General features: G+C 32.6%; 14 protein-coding genes. 8 read left to right on the top strand and 6 right to left on the bottom strand.

The features are described 5' to 3' along the window. Positions 1-207: 207 nt before the first annotated feature. On the bottom strand, positions 208-2,169 hold the full coding sequence (locus tag J8L88_RS03480) for a polysaccharide lyase family 7 protein (RefSeq protein ID WP_211059963.1): 1,962 nt from the start codon (positions 2,167-2,169) through the stop codon (positions 208-210). 569 nt (positions 2,170-2,738) lie between these two features. On the opposite strand from J8L88_RS03480, the gene J8L88_RS03475 reads away from it, so the two are divergent. Continuing rightward, positions 2,739-5,357: a TonB-dependent receptor gene (locus tag J8L88_RS03475; protein ID WP_211059962.1), complete on the top strand. Its 2,619-nt coding sequence runs from the start codon at positions 2,739-2,741 to the stop codon at positions 5,355-5,357. A gap of 427 nt (positions 5,358-5,784) precedes the next feature. Further along, positions 5,785-8,607 carry a TonB-dependent receptor gene (locus J8L88_RS03470; protein WP_211059961.1) on the top strand — a complete coding sequence of 941 codons (2,823 nt, stop codon included), beginning with the start codon at positions 5,785-5,787 and terminating at the stop codon, positions 8,605-8,607. Between the two features lie 42 nt (positions 8,608-8,649). Here the strand turns inward: J8L88_RS03470 and J8L88_RS03465 are convergent, their stop codons facing one another. The 4 genes from J8L88_RS03465 to J8L88_RS03450 all read right to left on the bottom strand — a co-directional run bounded on the left by J8L88_RS03465 (position 8,650) and on the right by J8L88_RS03450 (position 11,528). Continuing rightward, positions 8,650-9,471 carry an alpha/beta hydrolase gene (locus tag J8L88_RS03465; RefSeq protein ID WP_211059960.1) on the bottom strand — a complete coding sequence of 274 codons (822 nt, stop codon included), beginning with the start codon at positions 9,469-9,471 and terminating at the stop codon, positions 8,650-8,652. Continuing rightward, positions 9,458-10,333 carry an alpha/beta hydrolase gene (locus tag J8L88_RS03460; protein WP_211059959.1) on the bottom strand — a complete coding sequence of 292 codons (876 nt, stop codon included), beginning with the start codon at positions 10,331-10,333 and terminating at the stop codon, positions 9,458-9,460. Before J8L88_RS03460 ends, J8L88_RS03465 begins: the two co-directional genes overlap by 14 nt. Positions 10,334-10,451: 118 nt before the next feature. After that, entirely contained in the window at positions 10,452-11,060 is a 609-nt protein-coding gene (locus J8L88_RS03455) for an outer membrane beta-barrel protein (RefSeq protein WP_027391725.1), read from the bottom strand. A gap of 117 nt (positions 11,061-11,177) precedes the next feature. Continuing rightward, the gene (locus tag J8L88_RS03450; protein ID WP_027391726.1) at positions 11,178-11,528 is read right to left on the bottom strand and encodes a 4Fe-4S dicluster domain-containing protein; all 351 of its coding nucleotides are present in this window, start codon (positions 11,526-11,528) and stop codon (positions 11,178-11,180) included. A 66-nt stretch (positions 11,529-11,594) separates the two neighbouring features. Here J8L88_RS03450 and J8L88_RS03445 point away from each other — a divergent pair, with 66 nt between their 5' ends. The 6 genes from J8L88_RS03445 (at position 11,595) to J8L88_RS03420 (ending at position 16,836) form a co-directional block, all read left to right on the top strand. Beyond that, positions 11,595-12,656, top strand: coding sequence for an acyl-CoA reductase (locus J8L88_RS03445; protein WP_211060314.1), 1,062 nt, complete (start codon positions 11,595-11,597; stop codon positions 12,654-12,656). Between the two features lie 125 nt (positions 12,657-12,781). Continuing rightward, positions 12,782-13,846 (top strand): 3-phosphoserine/phosphohydroxythreonine transaminase, encoded by a 1,065-nt coding sequence (gene serC / locus J8L88_RS03440; protein ID WP_211059958.1) that lies wholly within the window; start codon positions 12,782-12,784, stop codon positions 13,844-13,846. Positions 13,847-13,917: 71 nt separating this feature from the next. Then, entirely contained in the window at positions 13,918-14,868 is a 951-nt protein-coding gene (locus J8L88_RS03435) for a D-2-hydroxyacid dehydrogenase (protein ID WP_211059957.1), read from the top strand. Positions 14,869-15,060: 192 nt separating this feature from the next. After that, positions 15,061-15,699: a DUF937 domain-containing protein gene (locus tag J8L88_RS03430; protein ID WP_027391730.1), complete on the top strand. Its 639-nt coding sequence runs from the start codon at positions 15,061-15,063 to the stop codon at positions 15,697-15,699. Positions 15,700-15,849: 150 nt separating this feature from the next. Continuing rightward, a complete protein-coding gene (locus J8L88_RS03425) occupies positions 15,850-16,275 on the top strand; it encodes a DUF6146 family protein (RefSeq protein ID WP_035084233.1) in 426 nt (141 codons plus the stop codon). Between the two features lie 39 nt (positions 16,276-16,314). Next, positions 16,315-16,836, top strand: coding sequence for a DUF6787 family protein (locus J8L88_RS03420; protein WP_027391731.1), 522 nt, complete (start codon positions 16,315-16,317; stop codon positions 16,834-16,836). A 45-nt stretch (positions 16,837-16,881) separates the two neighbouring features. Here the strand turns inward: J8L88_RS03420 and J8L88_RS03415 are convergent, their stop codons facing one another. Beyond that, a complete protein-coding gene (locus J8L88_RS03415) occupies positions 16,882-17,196 on the bottom strand; it encodes a hypothetical protein (protein WP_027391732.1) in 315 nt (104 codons plus the stop codon). Between the last annotated feature and the right edge of the window lie 47 nt (positions 17,197-17,243).

Genomic DNA, 17,243 nt, shown 5'->3' with positions numbered 1-17,243 from the left:
ATAATTTATTATCAATATTGTTAATATTTTAACCTAAATAAGATTGAATTCACATCTTTTAAAACCAAATATTAACATAAATGTTTTTAAACCAATTCGATAAGCCATGGAAAATTACGAATGAACTATATGATTATAACAGCATCATATATATAAAAAAGACCGCCTAATTATTAAGCGGTCCTATACACTTTATTTTAAAACAAATTAATTATCTGGAGATACCTCTAAATCTTTAATCAATACCTGACCATAAACATCAGAGCTTTCATGACTACTACTTGTTGATTGTAAATAACAACCAGCTTTAAAGTAATTTTCATTAGCATTACCTATATCTATAGATTGAAACAGCTCCTCTATTCTATTACCATTATTATCAAGATTATATAAAGTAACAACACCATTACTCATGGTTAGTTCAAAAAAGTACTCTGTATCTAATTGCATATCAAAATCAATTGTTCTTCCCTCACGATCTTCAACCTTCTCAGTTACGTACCCTAATATTCTTAAATCTACTTTTCCAGAGCTTTGTCCACCATCTCCTTGCACCTGAACTCTGATTACATCATCATAAAAATCATCTCTCTCATGAATTTGACCAAAAGCCAACTTCCCAGAAGGTGGTAAATTTTCTACTTTAAATCTCCATTTCATAGAGTGTTCTGTATTGGTATTACCATTCCAATACCCGTCTCCTCCATTAATAACCTCTCTCAATTCGGATCTAGAGTTACTTGATCCTCCAGATGTAGGATTCCCTGGGTAACATTTAAATGCTGCAAATCCATCCTTTTCGAAAAAGAAATGACTTTCATCTTTACTTGCATTATCTGCATAATCTAATCCGTTATCATTACTACCAATATTCAAAGAGCCTGTAAATCCATTTAACTTCCATCCAGGACCTATAATATTTGCTGCACTTCCTCCCGGTGGCGGAGGTGGACCTTGTGGTGTTGCATTAACAACTCTACTAGCGGAAACATTGCCCGAATTATCCACTGTCACTGCATTAAATGAATAAGAAGTACCATTAACCAAATCATTAATAGTCACACTTTCTCCAAAAGAAGTTACCTCTCCTCCATCATATGTAATTCGCACATTATTAAAATCAGAATCTCCAGGATTATTCCAATTTAAAGCAACAGAACCATTTCCAGGTATTGCACTTAATCCTGAAACTGGTCCTGGAGGTGTTGTATCACTATTATCGTCCTCGTTACCATAAATTTCGGTTTCTACAATACTATTCCAACTGTTTTTAGAATTACCAAAACTAGATATTCTTACAAACCTTGCCTCCACATCGTCAAAATCAAAAATTTCTAATCCTTCTGTCGTTCCGCTACTTCCACTAGTTTTTGCATCAAATACTGTGCTTAATGAAGAAGTAGAGTTACCAACTCTAATTTTAAAATAAGCTTCTCTTTCATCACCTTTAAACCAAGCAATTTTTAAACTTGACACAGTTTTTACCGTACCTAGATCATATGTAATATACTTACCTGTATAGCCATTAGATGACCACCGTGATTCTGTGTTTTCAATTTCACCATCTACTGTATTTTCAGGCCCATATCCAGTTTGATTTCCATTCGCAGAAACACTAATTGGTATTATCTGACCTGGAGCAGTTGGTCCTTCTATCAAAGTACTATTAAGACTGAAGTCATCAAATCTAACATCTCCACTATTTCTGGTTCCTAGTATAGTTACTAAAGAAGCATTACCACTATTAAAGGTGATAGTAATCTCTTCAAAATCATTTGTATCAAAATCATTTGACTGTCCTGCTACAGAAAGTTCTCCATTTCCTTTTACCCAAGCTTTCAGAACATAATCCGTATTTCTACTAACATCAACCGTTTGCTCTATTTTACCAGAAGAATTAGATACTTTACCTGATTTAGACCCCGAATTTTCATCGCTTGAGATCGCATAATAGTCTGGATCTCCCCAATTAACTTCTCCAAGTTCAAATCCAGGGTTTTGAATTGGTATAGAAATCCTAACTTCTGAATCTCCTTTTATAGTTTCTAATAGTTCATCACTAATCTCTTCATTTGTACAGCTTGTCACTGAAATGAATAGTATTAAAATAAAAGCTGAAATAGAAAACAAAAGGGGAGTTTCTTTTCTAATAATTAATGTTTTTTTCATTGTTAATGATTGTTTTTAATGCTTACGCTTGTTAAAAGTTATAGGTTAAATTTAAAATGGTAGACCAATTAAAAAATTGGTCGACCAATTTTTGTGCAATGATAATAATTTACACCAAACGCACAAACGCTTTTATAAATTAAACGGGGAAAAAACACCTAATTATTAAAAGATTAACAAACTCATACATACTTTGTTAAATTTAACAAAATGATCAAGAAGCTATTTTAATAAATTGTAAATGAGGTGTTTAAATTTAAAATCCAATTAAATTTTTCCAGAGTGAATTTAACAAGTACTTAATTAAAGTTTTAACCGTACAACCTAAACGAGTACTAAAAAATAGAATTCGTAGCCAATTAAATAGTATTCGTTTACATCTTATGGTAATCAACTTTGTTCTAATTCTATAATGTTCTGCAGTAGATACCACTTTAAAAAAATCTTTAAAATAGAATATTATCAATAAAACTAGATACCAAAACTCAACTTATAATAAATACGATGGCTAGGCATAAAATCTAGATTAATTGAATATCTTTAATTGCTAAACCAATAAATATATTCACATGAAAAAACTCGCACTCATTTTATTCAGCTTATTTACAAGCTTAACTTTTAGTCAACAAATTATTACAGGAACAGTAACTGATACATCAGGATCCCCTATTCCATTTGTTAATATCACTGAAAAAGGTTCGGATAAAGGAACTATAACTGATGACGATGGAAAATATACCATAGCAGTAAATGAAAATGCAATTTTAGTATTTAGTTTTGTCGGTTTTCAAACTCAGGAAATTACTGTAGGCACAACCGATAAAATAGATATTACCTTATTAGAGGGTGAAGCCCTTAATACTATTATCGTTGTAGGTTCTAGAAGCCCGAAACGCACAGCAACGGATACTCCTGTGGCTGTTGATATTATTGATATGCAAGATATTGTAACTAAAAGTGGTAAAATAGAAATTAATGAACTATTACAATACTCTGCTCCTTCTTTTAATGCGAATAAGCAATCTGGTTCTGACGGTGCAGATCACATTGATCCTGCTAGTTTAAGAGGTCTAGGTCCAGATCAAACTTTAGTCTTAATCAATGGAAAAAGAAGACATAGCTCTTCTTTAATCAACATTTTTGGAACTAGAGGTCGTGGAAATTCTGGAACGGACCTTAATACAATTCCTGCTACCTCAATAAAACGAATTGAAATTTTACGTGATGGCGCCGCGGCGCAATATGGTTCTGATGCAATTGCAGGTGTTATAAACATTGTACTAAAGGATAATATTGATAAACTAAGTGGTAGTATTAGTTACGGAGCTTATAACACAAATGCTAAAGGAGATTTTCCTAATGGTACGCCAAATACAGACGGGAATCGTTTGGACACTGAGAATGATGGGAATAGAATCGCCGATGATAAAAGTTTTGATGGTGGTTCTGTTAAAGTAACTGCTAATTACGGTGTTGGTATTGGAGAAAAAGGATACGTCAATTTTACCACAGAATATTTAAGTAAAAATAAAACGCTTAGACCTGGATTTGATTTTAGAAGAGGATTTGGAGAAGCTGCCATTGATGGTTTTAATCTTTTTGTAAATGCTAATGTTCCCCTTTCAGAAAAAACAGAACTATATGCTTTTGGAGGAAGAAACTATCGAGATACAGATGCTTTTGCGTTTACTCGTAATGGAGGCGAACGCGTGGTAACTGAAATTTATCCTAATGGTTTTACTCCAAGAATAACTTCTAACATTATTGATAATTCAATTTCTGCTGGAGTACGAACTGTAACAGACAACGGTTGGAAAATTGATCTAAGTAATACTTGGGGTAAAAACAATTTTCACTATTTCATAGAAGGTACATTAAATGCTTCATTAGAAGAAAATTCGCCTACAGAATTTGATGCAGGAGGGCACAGCTTAAGTCAAAACACTATTAACTTAGACTTTTCTAAGTATTATCCAAAAATGGCTCAAGGTTTAAACCTTGCATTTGGAGCAGAATACAGAACTGAAAACTTCGTCATCTTTGCAGGAGAAGAAGGTTCATATGCTACTTATGACATAAATGGATTAGCAATTACCGATCCGGCAACGCAAACACAACCTATAGATCCTGATAGTGGAGAATTAAGACCAGGAGGCTCACAGGGGTTTCCAGGATATAGTCCTGCTAACGAAGTAGACAGATCCAGATCTAATTTATCTTTATATGCAGACGCAGAATTAGATATTACGGATGTGTTTCTTTTAGCTGGTGCAGCAAGATTCGAAAATTATAGTGATTTTGGAAGCACTATAAATGGAAAATTAGCATTACGAATTAAAGCTTCTGATAATATTAATATTAGAGGTTCTGTAAGTACAGGGTTTAGAGCTCCATCATTAGCACAAATCTATTATAATCTTAGGTTTACTGATTTCCAAGGTGGTATTGCGACAGAAACATTGTTAGCTCCTAACAATAGCCAAGTTACCGCTTCTTTCGGTATTGACAGATTAAAAGAAGAAACTTCTTTAAACGCCTCCCTTGGTTTAACAGCTACACTAGGAGATTTTTCTGCTACAGTAGATGGGTATTACATAGACATAAAAGATCGTATTGTTCTTACTGGAACTTTTGAAGCTACAGAAATTGATAATGTTAATGAAGCTCAATTTTTTGCTAATGGAGTCGATACAGAAACTGTAGGTATGGATCTTGTACTCTCCTGGAAAGGGAATTATGATTTTGGAACATTATCTGCACTATTAGCTGGAAATGTAAACAATATGTATATCACAGCTGTAAATACTAATTTAGATACTGATATTTTCTTTGGAAAAAGAGAACAAGCATTTTTACTGGCCTCTGCTCCAAGAAGTAAATTTGCATTAAACCTTAATTACAATACAGAAAAATTTAATGCTGGTCTTGGTTTGACTCGTTTTAGTGATATCACTCTCGTAGATTTTGTAGACACAGAAGATGAATATGGAGCAAAAATAACCGCTGATCTTACCTTAGGTTATAAGTTATCAGACCAATTAAAACTAACCATTGGAGGTAACAATATCACTAACGAATATCCTGATCAACAAAATGATGGAGAAACCGAAGCTGGTGGATATTGGGATTCCGTACAAATGGGATTTGGTGGAGCTTATTATTATGCTAGATTAGATTTTAGCTTCTAAACAGTTTAAAGTTTATTCTCGATCACAACAAAAGGAGTCGAAAATTATGTGACATCAACGTCATTGTTTTTTGACTCCTTTTTCGTTTCCCCAAATATTTAAACATATTCTTCTTCTATAATCATAGTATTGTAATCAAAATATTCAATACATAAATTTCTTGAAAAGGAATAATCTACGTACCATTAATTTTTATCTGTTTTTATTAACAGATAAAAAAAACCAAAATTAAAAAATAAACCACCCAAAAACTGTCATTTATTCTAAACAAATCTTAAAAAAACAACGTTTTATCATTTTAGCATAATCCAGACAAGTAGAAAGAGAAAATCTCCCTCTAAAAAAAAGGTTTAATAATACGCTCTACCCTTTGTTAATATTGATTTATTACTATCTTTATTTTTAAACCAATTTAATAATTATTTACATGAAAAAACTCACACTCATTTTGTTGGGCTTATTTATTTCTATGACCCATGCTCAAAACACAATCACTGGAACTGTTACAGATAGCCAAGGTTCTCCACTACCTGGTGTCAATATTCTCGAAAAAGGAACCAATAATGGTAGTATTACCGATTTTGAAGGAGCCTATAGTATCGAAGCAGATCCAAATGGAACGCTAGTTTTTAGTTTTGTAGGATTCGAAAGTAAACAAGTTACAATTAATGCTCAATCGATTATTAACGTTACTCTTTCTAGCGGCTCTGAGCTTGATGAAGTTATTTTAGTAGGAACTAGGTCTTTACCAAGAAGTAATACTACTTCTTCGTTACCTGTTGACGTATTGCCAGCAAAAGAATTAGCTTCTACTGGTCAAATTACATTTGATAAAGCACTGCAATACAAAATACCATCATTTAACACTGTACAAACCCCTGTAAATGATGCTACTTCCCTATTGGATCCATATGAAATTCGAAATATGGGACCTAGTAGAACATTAATTCTTATTAACGGAAAACGTAAGAATCTCAGTGCATTACTTTATACACAAACTTCTCCTGGTAGAGGTGAAACAGGCTCTGATATTTCAGCTATTCCTACGGATGCTATTAAAAGAGTAGAAATCTTAAGAGATGGAGCCTCTGCTCAATACGGATCTGATGCGATTGCTGGGGTAATGAATATTATTTTAAAAGATAGTTACAAAGATGGTTCGGCGACCTTACGAACTGGTATTACTTCTGAAGGTGATGGAGAAACAATTGGCATAAGTGTTAATAATGGATCTACTATAGGAGAAGACAAAGGTTTCTTTAATTATACAGTAGATTTTTCTAAAGTTAGTTTAGCAAACCGTCCAGGAACAGTAGATGCACAAGGAGAGGCAACAGATTTTGGAGCGGATATCGCAGATGTACAAGCATTTCTAGATCTTTTCCCAGATGCCGGTAACATTAATGGATCTCCTGAAACGGCAGCTGCAAAATTTTTAGTAAATGGAGGGTACGATATTAGTGAAAACACTCATATATATATGAATGCTGCTTACGTATACAAGAAAGTAAATAGTTTTGCTAACTATAGAACTCCATATTGGCGTACAGAAGCCGATTTTCCTTATTTAGCTGATTTTTTTCCAAATGGTCCTAACGGAGAATATATCGGATATGTTCCTACTTTTGAAGGAGACTTAAATGATTATAACGCTACCATTGGTTTTAAAACCAAAAAAAATGGATGGAATTATGACCTTAGTTACACCACTGGAGGAAACTCTCAGGATTATACCGTAAATAACTCTCACAATCGTAATTCCGTATTATCGCCATCTACTTGGATTGACGCAAATGATAATGGTGTAGTAGACCCGGGAGAACTAACAGAAGGATCAGAATTATATCGTGAAAACAGTCCTATTTCCTTTGATCCTGGAGGTACAAAATTTACACATAGTGTTGGAAACATAGATATAGCAAAACTCATTACCGATGAAATAAGTATTGGTTTTGGAGCTGAATTTAGAACAGAAACTTTTGAAATTATAGAAGGTGATCTTGCTTCTTATGACGGAGGTGGTGCAGATTCTTTTGCTGGTAATAGACCAGAAAACTCTGGAAAATTTAATCGTTATAACTTTGGAGGTTATTTTGATATTTCTGCAGATATTACAGAAGATTTTTTAGTAAATGGTACTATTCGATTAGAAGATTATAGTGATTTTGGTGAAGCTTTTGTATGGAAAATAAGCAGTCGCTATAAATTTTTAGAAGATAAACTGACTGTTAGAGCTTCTTTATCTACAGGATTTAGAGCTCCAACTTTACATCAGATATATACTCAACGAGCTCAATTTTCATTTATTCCTGGTCAAGGTATACAAGTAGGAGGATTAATTAATAACGTTTCTCCTCAGGCACAATTCCTATCAATTCCACAATTAGATGCAGAAAAATCTACAAACTTTACAATAGGTGTTGGTGCTAAGATTAGTAAAGACTTTAATTTCACCTTAGATTATTATAATATTAAAGTAGAAGATAGAATTGTGCTAAGTACAGAAATCGGTGCTACTGCAGCAGGTGATACACCTTTAGATGACGTACTAACAGCTAATAATTTATCAGACGTAAGTTTCTTTGTCAATGCTATTGATACAAGAACATCAGGAATTGATTTGGTAGCCAATTACAGAAACATCGTGCTGGGGCCTGGTAAACTTGGTTTTAGTCTATCTGGTAATTATACAATTCAAAATGAAAGAGATGGAGCTGTAAATAACCCTCAGTTAGTTGCAGATGCAGGACAATCAGTAGTAAATGATACTCAAGAAGCATTATTTTTCACTTCTAGGCCTGAGTTTAAAGCTATTCTGGGTGCCAACTACGATATTGGTAAGTTCGGGTTCTCATTAAACAACACATTATTTGGACCTACAAAATTTAGAAATCAAGGATTACAAGATCTAGAAGGACTGGTAGGGGGAGATGCTGCTGATAGCGATGGAGGGTCTGATCTTGGAGTAGAATTTATGACCAAAGTCGTTACTGACCTCGGAATAAACTACAACGCAACCGATAAAATAACATTGGCGTTAAACATTAACAATGTTCTAGATATATTACCAGAATGGGAGTTTAAAGCGCTTACTCCTACTGGTACTGCCGTTCTTAATGATGCCGATGCTACAAAAACTGCATTTAATCTAATAACATTTAATGGTAGATACTCTCAAATGTCATATGATGGTTATCACTTTAGTCAATTGGGAACTATGATAAATCTATCTTTAAATTATAAATTCTAGAACAAATTTTTAGTTTAAAAATTATAATTCGCTTTATTCTAATTAATTAGAGTAAAGCGAATTTGTTTTTAACACATCGCCTATAGTGTTAATATACTTATCAAATTTAATTAAATCATTATGAGAACCGCCTTCAATAGTTATCATTTTCTTTTTTGAAGTTAAAATACTTCTGAATAATTTTTGACCGGATGCATAGGGAACTACTCCATCATCGGTACCGTGATAAATTGTAATAGGACACTTTACATTTTCTATAAACGTATTAGATGGGAACTTATATTTCAAAATATTCTTTACTGGAAAAATCGGTAACCAATGTGATGTAACATCTTCCATGGAATTAAATGGAGTCTCTAGTATTAATTTAGAAGGATTATTTAAAGAAGAAACTTTGGTTGCAATACCAGTTCCTAAAGATCTCCCATATACGATCACTTGACTCTCTTTGTATTTACTTAAAACATACTCATAAAATAATTGAGCATCGTCATATAACGAACTTTCTTCTGTTATATTCCCTGTACTTTTACCATAACTTCTATAATCCATTACAACAACATCATATTGTTTATTTACGAAAAAGGAAGCTATTTTTCCCCATCTGGATAAGTTCCCTTTATTACCATGAAAGTATAATATAACTCCTTTGGGATCTTTACATTTAAAATGAAGCGCATTTAACTTTTCTCCATCCGTAGTTTCTAAAAAAAACTCTTCAAAAGAATGATTAAATTGATATATAAAATCTATTGGAAGCTTTTCTGGTTGAAAAATAATTTTATGTTGAAGTAAATATAATAGTCCTAATCCCATAAAATATACAATCAATATCCAAATCATTCCTTTTTTAAGCTTGGACATTTACTTTTTTTGAGGAGTGTTTTACACCGATGCTAGTATTAGATAAATTAATTTTTCTCATTTTAGAATTGATAATTTCTCCTAGCATTTTATGATAGGATTCAAAATTATTGAGATTCTTATGACCTCCTCCAATTACGGTATAAAGACGAGTTAATTTAGGTTTTACTTTTGATAACTTTATACTGGATTTAAAAGGAATTAATTTATCGTGAGTCCCGTGAATTATATGAATAGGGCAATTCACATACTTTAACCATTTATAAGTGGGTATTGGATACCTCATTATTAAGGAAACTGGCATAAACGGAATAAACTTAGCCGCTACCTTACTCAAACTATAATATGGCGCATCCAGTATTAACATTTTAGGATTGTTTATTGATGCTAATTTAGTAGCAAAACCAGATCCCATGGATCGTCCATAGAGTATTATATACTTTTCGTCTACTTTTTCTTTTAATGTATTATAAACGAACTGAAGGTCACGTTTTATCGCTTTAAAAGAACGCCTTCCTGTACTTTTACCAAATCCACGGTAATCTAACATACATACATCATATCCGTGTCTTGTAAAATCAACAGCAAACTTACCCCAACCCTTTATACTTTTAGAATTTCCTTTAAGATAGAGCACCACACCCTTAGGGTTTTCTACCTTAAAATGAAGTCCATTTATAATAGCGCCATCTCTAGTTTCTAGATTATACTCTTCTACAACTTGGTTGTTATAATAAAATTCAAAATCTTTATCTAATTTCTCTGGTTTGAAAATAAAATATTCTTGCAAATAGTATAAAGCAACGCTAGCAATAATATAAAATGCAAGAATAATAATTGCTATGTATCCCCAATTTGGCATATTAGTATTCTTTAAAAAATGCTTGTAAGTAACTAATTTACAAAAAATTAAAATGAATTGCATAAAAAAATCCTGCCGAAGCAGGATCCTAATATTTTATTCTTAATTGACTTATCTTTTATCGTCGAGCATCATATATCCTAAAACGAACACCTACTCTTGCATAAATATCGAAAAACTTACTATCAATATCAACTAAATTATCTGTGAAATCATTCATTGCACCTGCTTCAAAAAAGATATCAAACATCTCTCCTATCATTTGCGAAAAACCTACTCCATAAACTCCACCAATTACTAGTTGCTCATACTGATCGGATTCCAAATCAATATCTCCTAATTCTACATTAGTGTTTATTCTAAAAGAAGGACCTACATTGATAAAAGGTCTAAAGCGATCCTTTCCTCTACCAAATAAATATCTAAATTTAGGATTAAAACCTACTTGTAAAATCTTTAAATCAGCTGGTAAAACTGTAGGGATATTTGAAACGATTTCACTATTTCTTTGCAGAACATCAATTGAGAAAACTATACTAGTTTTAGCTCGAACTCCCATCACATAGCCATATCCTGCATTAAAATAAAATCCTGTACCACGATTACTATCTGCATTTTCAATATTTATACTAGAACTTGTTAAACCACCAGAAACTTCCCAACGATATTGTCCAAATGAAGTAGCCGAAATAGCAACAAGTAAAATAAAGAATATTAATTTTTTCATAATTTCATGTTTAGATTTGAGGTTAAATTCTTGACGAAAATACTAAAATTTAAAAAACAAGCATAAAAAAACCTGTCGATACCGACAGGTTTATAACTATATAAGATCGTTAATCTATTATTCTTTGTGCATAAATGCCTGTTTCTGCAATAAAAACTCTTCGGTTTCTACTATATCTTCATCTGGAACACAACAATCTACCGGACACACAGCCGCACATTGAGGTTCTTCATGAAAACCTTTACACTCCGTACATTTATCTGGAACTATATAATATATTTCATCGCTCACAGGCTCTTGCGCCTCTTCTGAGTTAACTGCTTTTCCTCCAGGAAGTACGACATCACCTTCTAAATCTGTACCGTCGGCATATCTCCAATCATCTGCTCCTTCATAAATTGCAGTGTTTGGACATTCTGGTTCACACGCACCACAGTTTATACATTCATCCGTTATTATAATTGCCATAGCTCTTTTTTATTCTAAATTTGCAACACAAAAATAACTCGTAAACTAGTGATAAACAAATTAGAAATGTTATTAAATGACCGAATCACCGCATTTTCTGAATTAGGCAAGTTCTTAAGTCAATTCAAAAATACTGGTTATGAGAAGATTAACAACATCAAAAATAATGAAGATTTTTTTGATGGAATGACGCAAAAAATAGAATCTGCCAAACATCATAATGGCTGGTTTACAGAAGAAAACATAGTGTTTTCACTATCGCAATGGAGTAAAACACTTACAAAACATAACCTAGAACAATGGTTATCTTCTTATTCATTAGATCAAATAGAATCGAAAACAATTGGAATAATTATGGCTGGTAATATTCCTTTAGTTGGATTTCACGATTTTATTTCAGTATTAATCAGCGGCCATAACGTATTAGTTAAACAATCTTCTAATGATAATCAATTACTTCCATATTTAGCTTCTTACCTAATCTCCATAGCACCTAAGTTTAAGAATAAAATTTCTTTTACCACCGAAAAACTCACTGGTTTTGACGCCATCATTGCTACAGGAAGCAATAACACTGCTCGTTATTTTGAACATTATTTTGGAAATAAACCCAATATAATTCGCAAAAACAGAAATTCTGTAGCTGTTTTAACCGGTAACGAATCCAAAGAACAATTGGCAGCATTAGGAAACGATATATTTAGATATTATGGATTAGGTTGTCGCAGTGTATCCAAACTTATGGTTCCTAAAGGTTATGATTTCGATCTATTTTTTAAATCCATTTATGCTCATAATGATATCATTAATGGTGCTAAGTATGCCAATAATTATGATTATAATAAAGCGGTGTATTTAATGAGCAGTTTTAAGCTACTAGAAAATGGTTTTCTAATGCTAAAGGAAGATACCAGTTATGGTTCTCCTATTGCCACTTTATTCTACGAAACTTATAATAATAAAGAAGAGCTAATCCAAAAGTTTGAAAAGGATAAAGAAGCTATTCAATGTATTGTAAGTGATGATTTTTCAGAAGAAAGTATTGATTTTGGCACTACTCAACACCCTTCTCTGTCAGATTATGCAGATAACATTGATGTTATTGAATTTTTAACAAAAATTCAATAAATATTTTATCATATTGATAATGATTTTGTTTTAGATTATTAGCACCTTTGTGGTGTTTTTTCTTACTGGTTTAAGGAGCCAGAAAACAATAAGAAAAGTAAATAATAAAAACAATAAAATCACTGATGAAAAAGCACAACTTTAGCGCAGGACCTTGTATTTTACCGCAAGAAGTATTCAAAGAAGCATCCCAGGCTGTATTAGACTTTAACAATTCTGGGTTATCCATTTTGGAGATTTCACATCGTAGCAAAGATTTTGTAGATGTAATGGAAGAAGCCCGTAGTTTGGCTTTAGAATTATTAGGATTAGAAGGTAAAGGCTATAAAGTACTTTTTCTTCAAGGTGGAGCGAGTACACAATTCTTAATGGCTGCTTATAATTTATTACAAACTAAAGCAGGATATATCAATACAGGTAGCTGGAGCGATAAAGCCATTAAAGAAGCCAAAATTTTTGGTGAAGTTATTGAAGTTGCTTCCTCTAAAGATGCTAACTATAATTATATCCCTAAAGGGTACAAAGTACCAGAAGGTTTGGATTATTTACATTGCACAAGTAACAATACCATATTTGGTACACAAATTAAAGACTTTCCAACTACCGATGCACCACTTGTATGCGATATGAGTAGTGATATTTTCTCAAGACAATTGGATTTTTCTAAGTTTAGTCTAATTTATGCTGGAGCTCAAAAAAACATGGGGCCTGCAGGAACGACGTTGGTTGTTATTAAGGAAGATATTCTTGGCAAAATAGAAAGACAAATCCCATCAATGTTAGACTACAGTGTACATATTAGTAAAAGCAGTATGTTTAATACACCTCCTGTTTTCCCTGTATATACATCTATGCTTACCCTTAGATGGCTAAAAAAACTTGGTGGAATAGCTGCCATTGAAGAAGAAAACGAGAAAAAAGCAAAACTTATCTATTCTGAAATAGAGCTAAATCCTCTTTTTAAAGGATTTGCAGAAAAAGAAGATAGATCTACAATGAATGCAACCTTTTCTTTAGTTGATGAAGACCTAAAAGAAACCTTTGATGCAATGTGGAAAGAAGCGGGTATCAATGGTGTTAATGGACATAGAAGTGTTGGAGGATATAGAGCAAGTATGTACAATGCTATGAATATAGAAAGTGTTGCTGCACTTGTAGACGTAATGAGTGATTTAGAAAGAAAAGCATAACCAACTTACAACAAACCGAAGCTTACTATTCTGGAATAAGAACAAAAAAAAATAAAAATCAAACCTTTAAAATGAAAGTATTAGCAAACGATGGAGTATCACAAAGTGGTATAGATGCCCTAGAAAAAGCTGGATTCGAAGTGCAAACCACCACTGTGGCACAAGATCAATTAGTAAATTATATAAACGATAATGAAATCAATGTACTACTGGTACGAAGTGCTACCAAAGTAAGAACTGATATCATTGACAATTGTAGCTCCTTAAAAATCATTGGTCGTGGTGGTGTTGGTATGGATAATATTGATGTTACTTATGCTAGAGAAAAAGGACTGCATGTAATTAATACGCCTGCCGCTTCTTCTGGTTCTGTTGCCGAATTAGTATTTGCTCATTTATATGGGAGTGTACGTTTCTTACATGATGCGAATAGAAATATGCCGTTAGACGGAGATAGCAAATTTAAAAACCTTAAAAAAGCATATGCTGGTGGTACTGAATTAAGAGGAAAGACACTTGGTGTAATAGGTATTGGTCGTATTGGACAAGCTACAGCAAAAATAGCAATTGGAGTTGGTATGAATGTGGTGGCATTTGACCCTTTTATTGAAGAGGTAGATATTCCGGTTGAATTTTTTGACGGACAATCCTTAAATTTTAAAATAAAAACTGTTTCCAAAGAAGAAGTTCTGAAACAAGCAGATTTCTTTACATTACATGTTCCAGCACAGAAAGAATATGTGATTGGTAAAACTGAAATAGACCAAATGAAAAATGGTGCTGGATTAATCAATGCAGCCCGTGGTGGTGTTATTGATGAAGTAGCATTAGTAGAAGCGCTAGAAAGTGGTAAACTAAGCTTTGCTGGTCTGGATGTTTTCGAAAACGAACCAAATCCTGCTATAAAAGTATTAATGAATAACAAGATCTCGCTAACACCTCACATTGGTGCAGCAACAGGAGAAGCGCAAGATAGAATTGGACAAGAGCTTGCCGATCAAATTATATCTATACTTAAATAAGAATAGAAAATCTTAAGAGATCATCAAAAATAAAACACCTTTTACGAAAATTCGTAAAAGGTGTTTTTTATTTACCTTATATCGATAAAATTATCGTTTCATCCGGTTTTATTATAAAATAAGGGGAATAAATTCTATAATCTTACCTATAAAAAATGTAAATTTAGATCACATAATAAAAAAATATAAATCATGTCTGGAATTTTAGATCTTTTAAATAGCCCAATGGGGCAACAAATCATTAGCGGAGTAAGTAGTCAAACAGGACAATCCGCAGATAAAACAGGAAATTTACTAAGTATGGCTATGCCAGTGCTTATGGGAGCAATGCAAAAAAATGCTTCTACTCCTGAAGGAGCTTCGGGATTATTAGGAGCGTTATCCGGAAAACATTCTGGTGGTGGAATCTTAGATAATCTTGGTGGTTTGTTCGAAGGTGGAGTTGAAGACAATGTTACTAATGATGGAGCTGGAATTCTTGGACATATTTTAGGAGGTAAACAACCAGCTGTAGAAAATGCATTAAGTCAAAAATCTGGAATGGATGCTGGCTCAGTAAGTCAAATACTTAAAGTAGCTGCACCTATTCTAATGGGAGTTTTAGGTAAGCAAGCTTCTCAAAGTAACGTATCTGATGCCAATGGATTATCTAGTATGTTAGGTGGAATGCTTGGAGGTGGTCAAGGATCTAAACAACAATCTCTTATCGAATCATTTCTAGATGCTGATGGTGACGGAAGTATTCTAGATGATGTTGCAGGTATGGTTCTAGGAGGCGGTCAGAAAAAAGGCGGTATTGGAGGGTTACTTGGTGGACTTTTCGGAAAATAAAATCAAAAAAAGTTTTAATAATTTTGAAAGAGTCTTGATATAAACGTCAGGGCTCTTTTTCTATATCGATACACATGATTATATTTCTACAAAACATTACAAAACGTTAAAAATCAAAAAATATTGATCGACTTTTTGTATTTTAAACGTATGGTAACGAAACAGGTTTTTTTTATACTTACTCTAGTATTAATCATTTACAGTTGCGGAACAACTAAAGATCGAAAACTAGACACAACATCTACGGCCAATACTTCAGATACATTAAGAATTGCTAATGATGATTTAGAGTACGAAATCATTATCATAGAACCTGGATTTAATAACTGGTTAGTAACACAAAGACCCAGAGGATATTACAATCAACAGTTTTTAGAAATAAGAAATCGTCAATATGTTATAGAATACAATCAAAGAGTAGTTCAACCACAACGTTTTGATCCTAATTTATATATTCAACAAATTAACTATGATCAGCACACTGATTATGGATACGAAGTAAATTATCTACTATATAATTATTTCTTATTTTTTGAAAAACAATACAACCAGCGTTTTTTCGTAAGCAGAGGATAAAGATTTTGACGAGGGAAGTTTATATTGTATTTTTGTTCAATGCAAAAATTCAAAGATCGTTGGGAAATCCAAGCTAATTGGCAACTTATTTTTCCCTTATTAGGACTTACAGGTTTATTGATTTCTTCTTTTTTACTAAGCAAAAGACTTATATCTGGAATTTTTAAATTATCAGAAGATCACGAAGCGTATATTCTTGCTTTATCCTTAATCTCTTTGTTTCTTTTTATTCCCTTATTAGGACTTACCTTAAAAATCTTTAGTGCATTAGAAAAAAAATGGGAAATCAACTATCGATGGGAAATGATAGCTATATTTATTGTTTTTGCAATTACAGGATCTACGGCTGCAAGAGTTTCTGACCCATTACTAACTCTAATTGGATTGAGCAAAGAAACTACGAGTGGCTGGATCTATTGGCCTCTTAGAATATTTTTGATATTCCCTATATACCAAGTTATACTATTAATTGTAGGATGGTTATTCGGTCAATTTAAGTTTTTCTGGTGGTTCGAGAAAAAAATGCTCCGCAGAATGGGCTTCGCTAAATTTCTTGATTAAAAATGTTTTAAAAGATTTATTAGATAAAGTAAGTAGCAATGCTTACTATTGAACTATCTCTACCTCAATTGTTTTACCGTCTTTATCAAAAACTTCTTCCTTATTAATTACAAATGTATATAACCACATAATGGTAAAAGATGGAATAATATCAGTACCTGGTATAATCTCTTCTATAAATGTTATTACAGATGCTATTTTTCCTTTTTTTCCAGGATACATATCCAACATTTTTTTTGCAGCATATGGAGCCCAAATGATATCTAAAAAAGGGCCGACAACTGGAATAACCATCGAAGCCATACCAATCAAATCATAAACAATGCCTTTCTTTAGTAATTTATATTTGTTTTTTTTCATAAGTTTCTATTTACTAAAGATATAACAAAAAAAATGCCAAAAAATTG

Origin of the sequence: Aquimarina sp. MMG015 (assembly GCF_018100855.1) — a bacterium.
Taxonomy (GTDB): Bacteria; Bacteroidota; Bacteroidia; order Flavobacteriales; family Flavobacteriaceae; genus Aquimarina; species Aquimarina latercula.
Note: the sequence above shows the minus strand (reverse complement) of the source record. Positions and strands in the feature narration are given on the sequence as shown.

What these genes read in the sequence shown, in the direction of transcription:
- J8L88_RS03480 (WP_211059963.1), bottom strand. Translation starts at nt 2,169, where the DNA reads ATGAAAAAAACATTAATTATTAGAAAAGAAACTCCCCTTTTGTTTTCT.
- J8L88_RS03475 (WP_211059962.1), top strand. Translation starts at nt 2,739, where the DNA reads ATGAAAAAACTCGCACTCATTTTATTCAGCTTATTTACAAGCTTAACT.
- J8L88_RS03470 (WP_211059961.1), top strand. Translation starts at nt 5,785, where the DNA reads ATGAAAAAACTCACACTCATTTTGTTGGGCTTATTTATTTCTATGACC.
- J8L88_RS03465 (WP_211059960.1), bottom strand. Translation starts at nt 9,471, where the DNA reads ATGTCCAAGCTTAAAAAAGGAATGATTTGGATATTGATTGTATATTTT.
- J8L88_RS03460 (WP_211059959.1), bottom strand. Translation starts at nt 10,333, where the DNA reads ATGCCAAATTGGGGATACATAGCAATTATTATTCTTGCATTTTATATT.
- J8L88_RS03455 (WP_027391725.1), bottom strand. Translation starts at nt 11,060, where the DNA reads ATGAAAAAATTAATATTCTTTATTTTACTTGTTGCTATTTCGGCTACT.
- J8L88_RS03450 (WP_027391726.1), bottom strand. Translation starts at nt 11,528, where the DNA reads ATGGCAATTATAATAACGGATGAATGTATAAACTGTGGTGCGTGTGAA.
- J8L88_RS03445 (WP_211060314.1), top strand. Translation starts at nt 11,595, where the DNA reads ATGTTATTAAATGACCGAATCACCGCATTTTCTGAATTAGGCAAGTTC.
- serC (WP_211059958.1), top strand. Translation starts at nt 12,782, where the DNA reads ATGAAAAAGCACAACTTTAGCGCAGGACCTTGTATTTTACCGCAAGAA.
- J8L88_RS03435 (WP_211059957.1), top strand. Translation starts at nt 13,918, where the DNA reads ATGAAAGTATTAGCAAACGATGGAGTATCACAAAGTGGTATAGATGCC.
- J8L88_RS03430 (WP_027391730.1), top strand. Translation starts at nt 15,061, where the DNA reads ATGTCTGGAATTTTAGATCTTTTAAATAGCCCAATGGGGCAACAAATC.
- J8L88_RS03425 (WP_035084233.1), top strand. Translation starts at nt 15,850, where the DNA reads ATGGTAACGAAACAGGTTTTTTTTATACTTACTCTAGTATTAATCATT.
- J8L88_RS03420 (WP_027391731.1), top strand. Translation starts at nt 16,315, where the DNA reads ATGCAAAAATTCAAAGATCGTTGGGAAATCCAAGCTAATTGGCAACTT.
- J8L88_RS03415 (WP_027391732.1), bottom strand. Translation starts at nt 17,196, where the DNA reads ATGAAAAAAAACAAATATAAATTACTAAAGAAAGGCATTGTTTATGAT.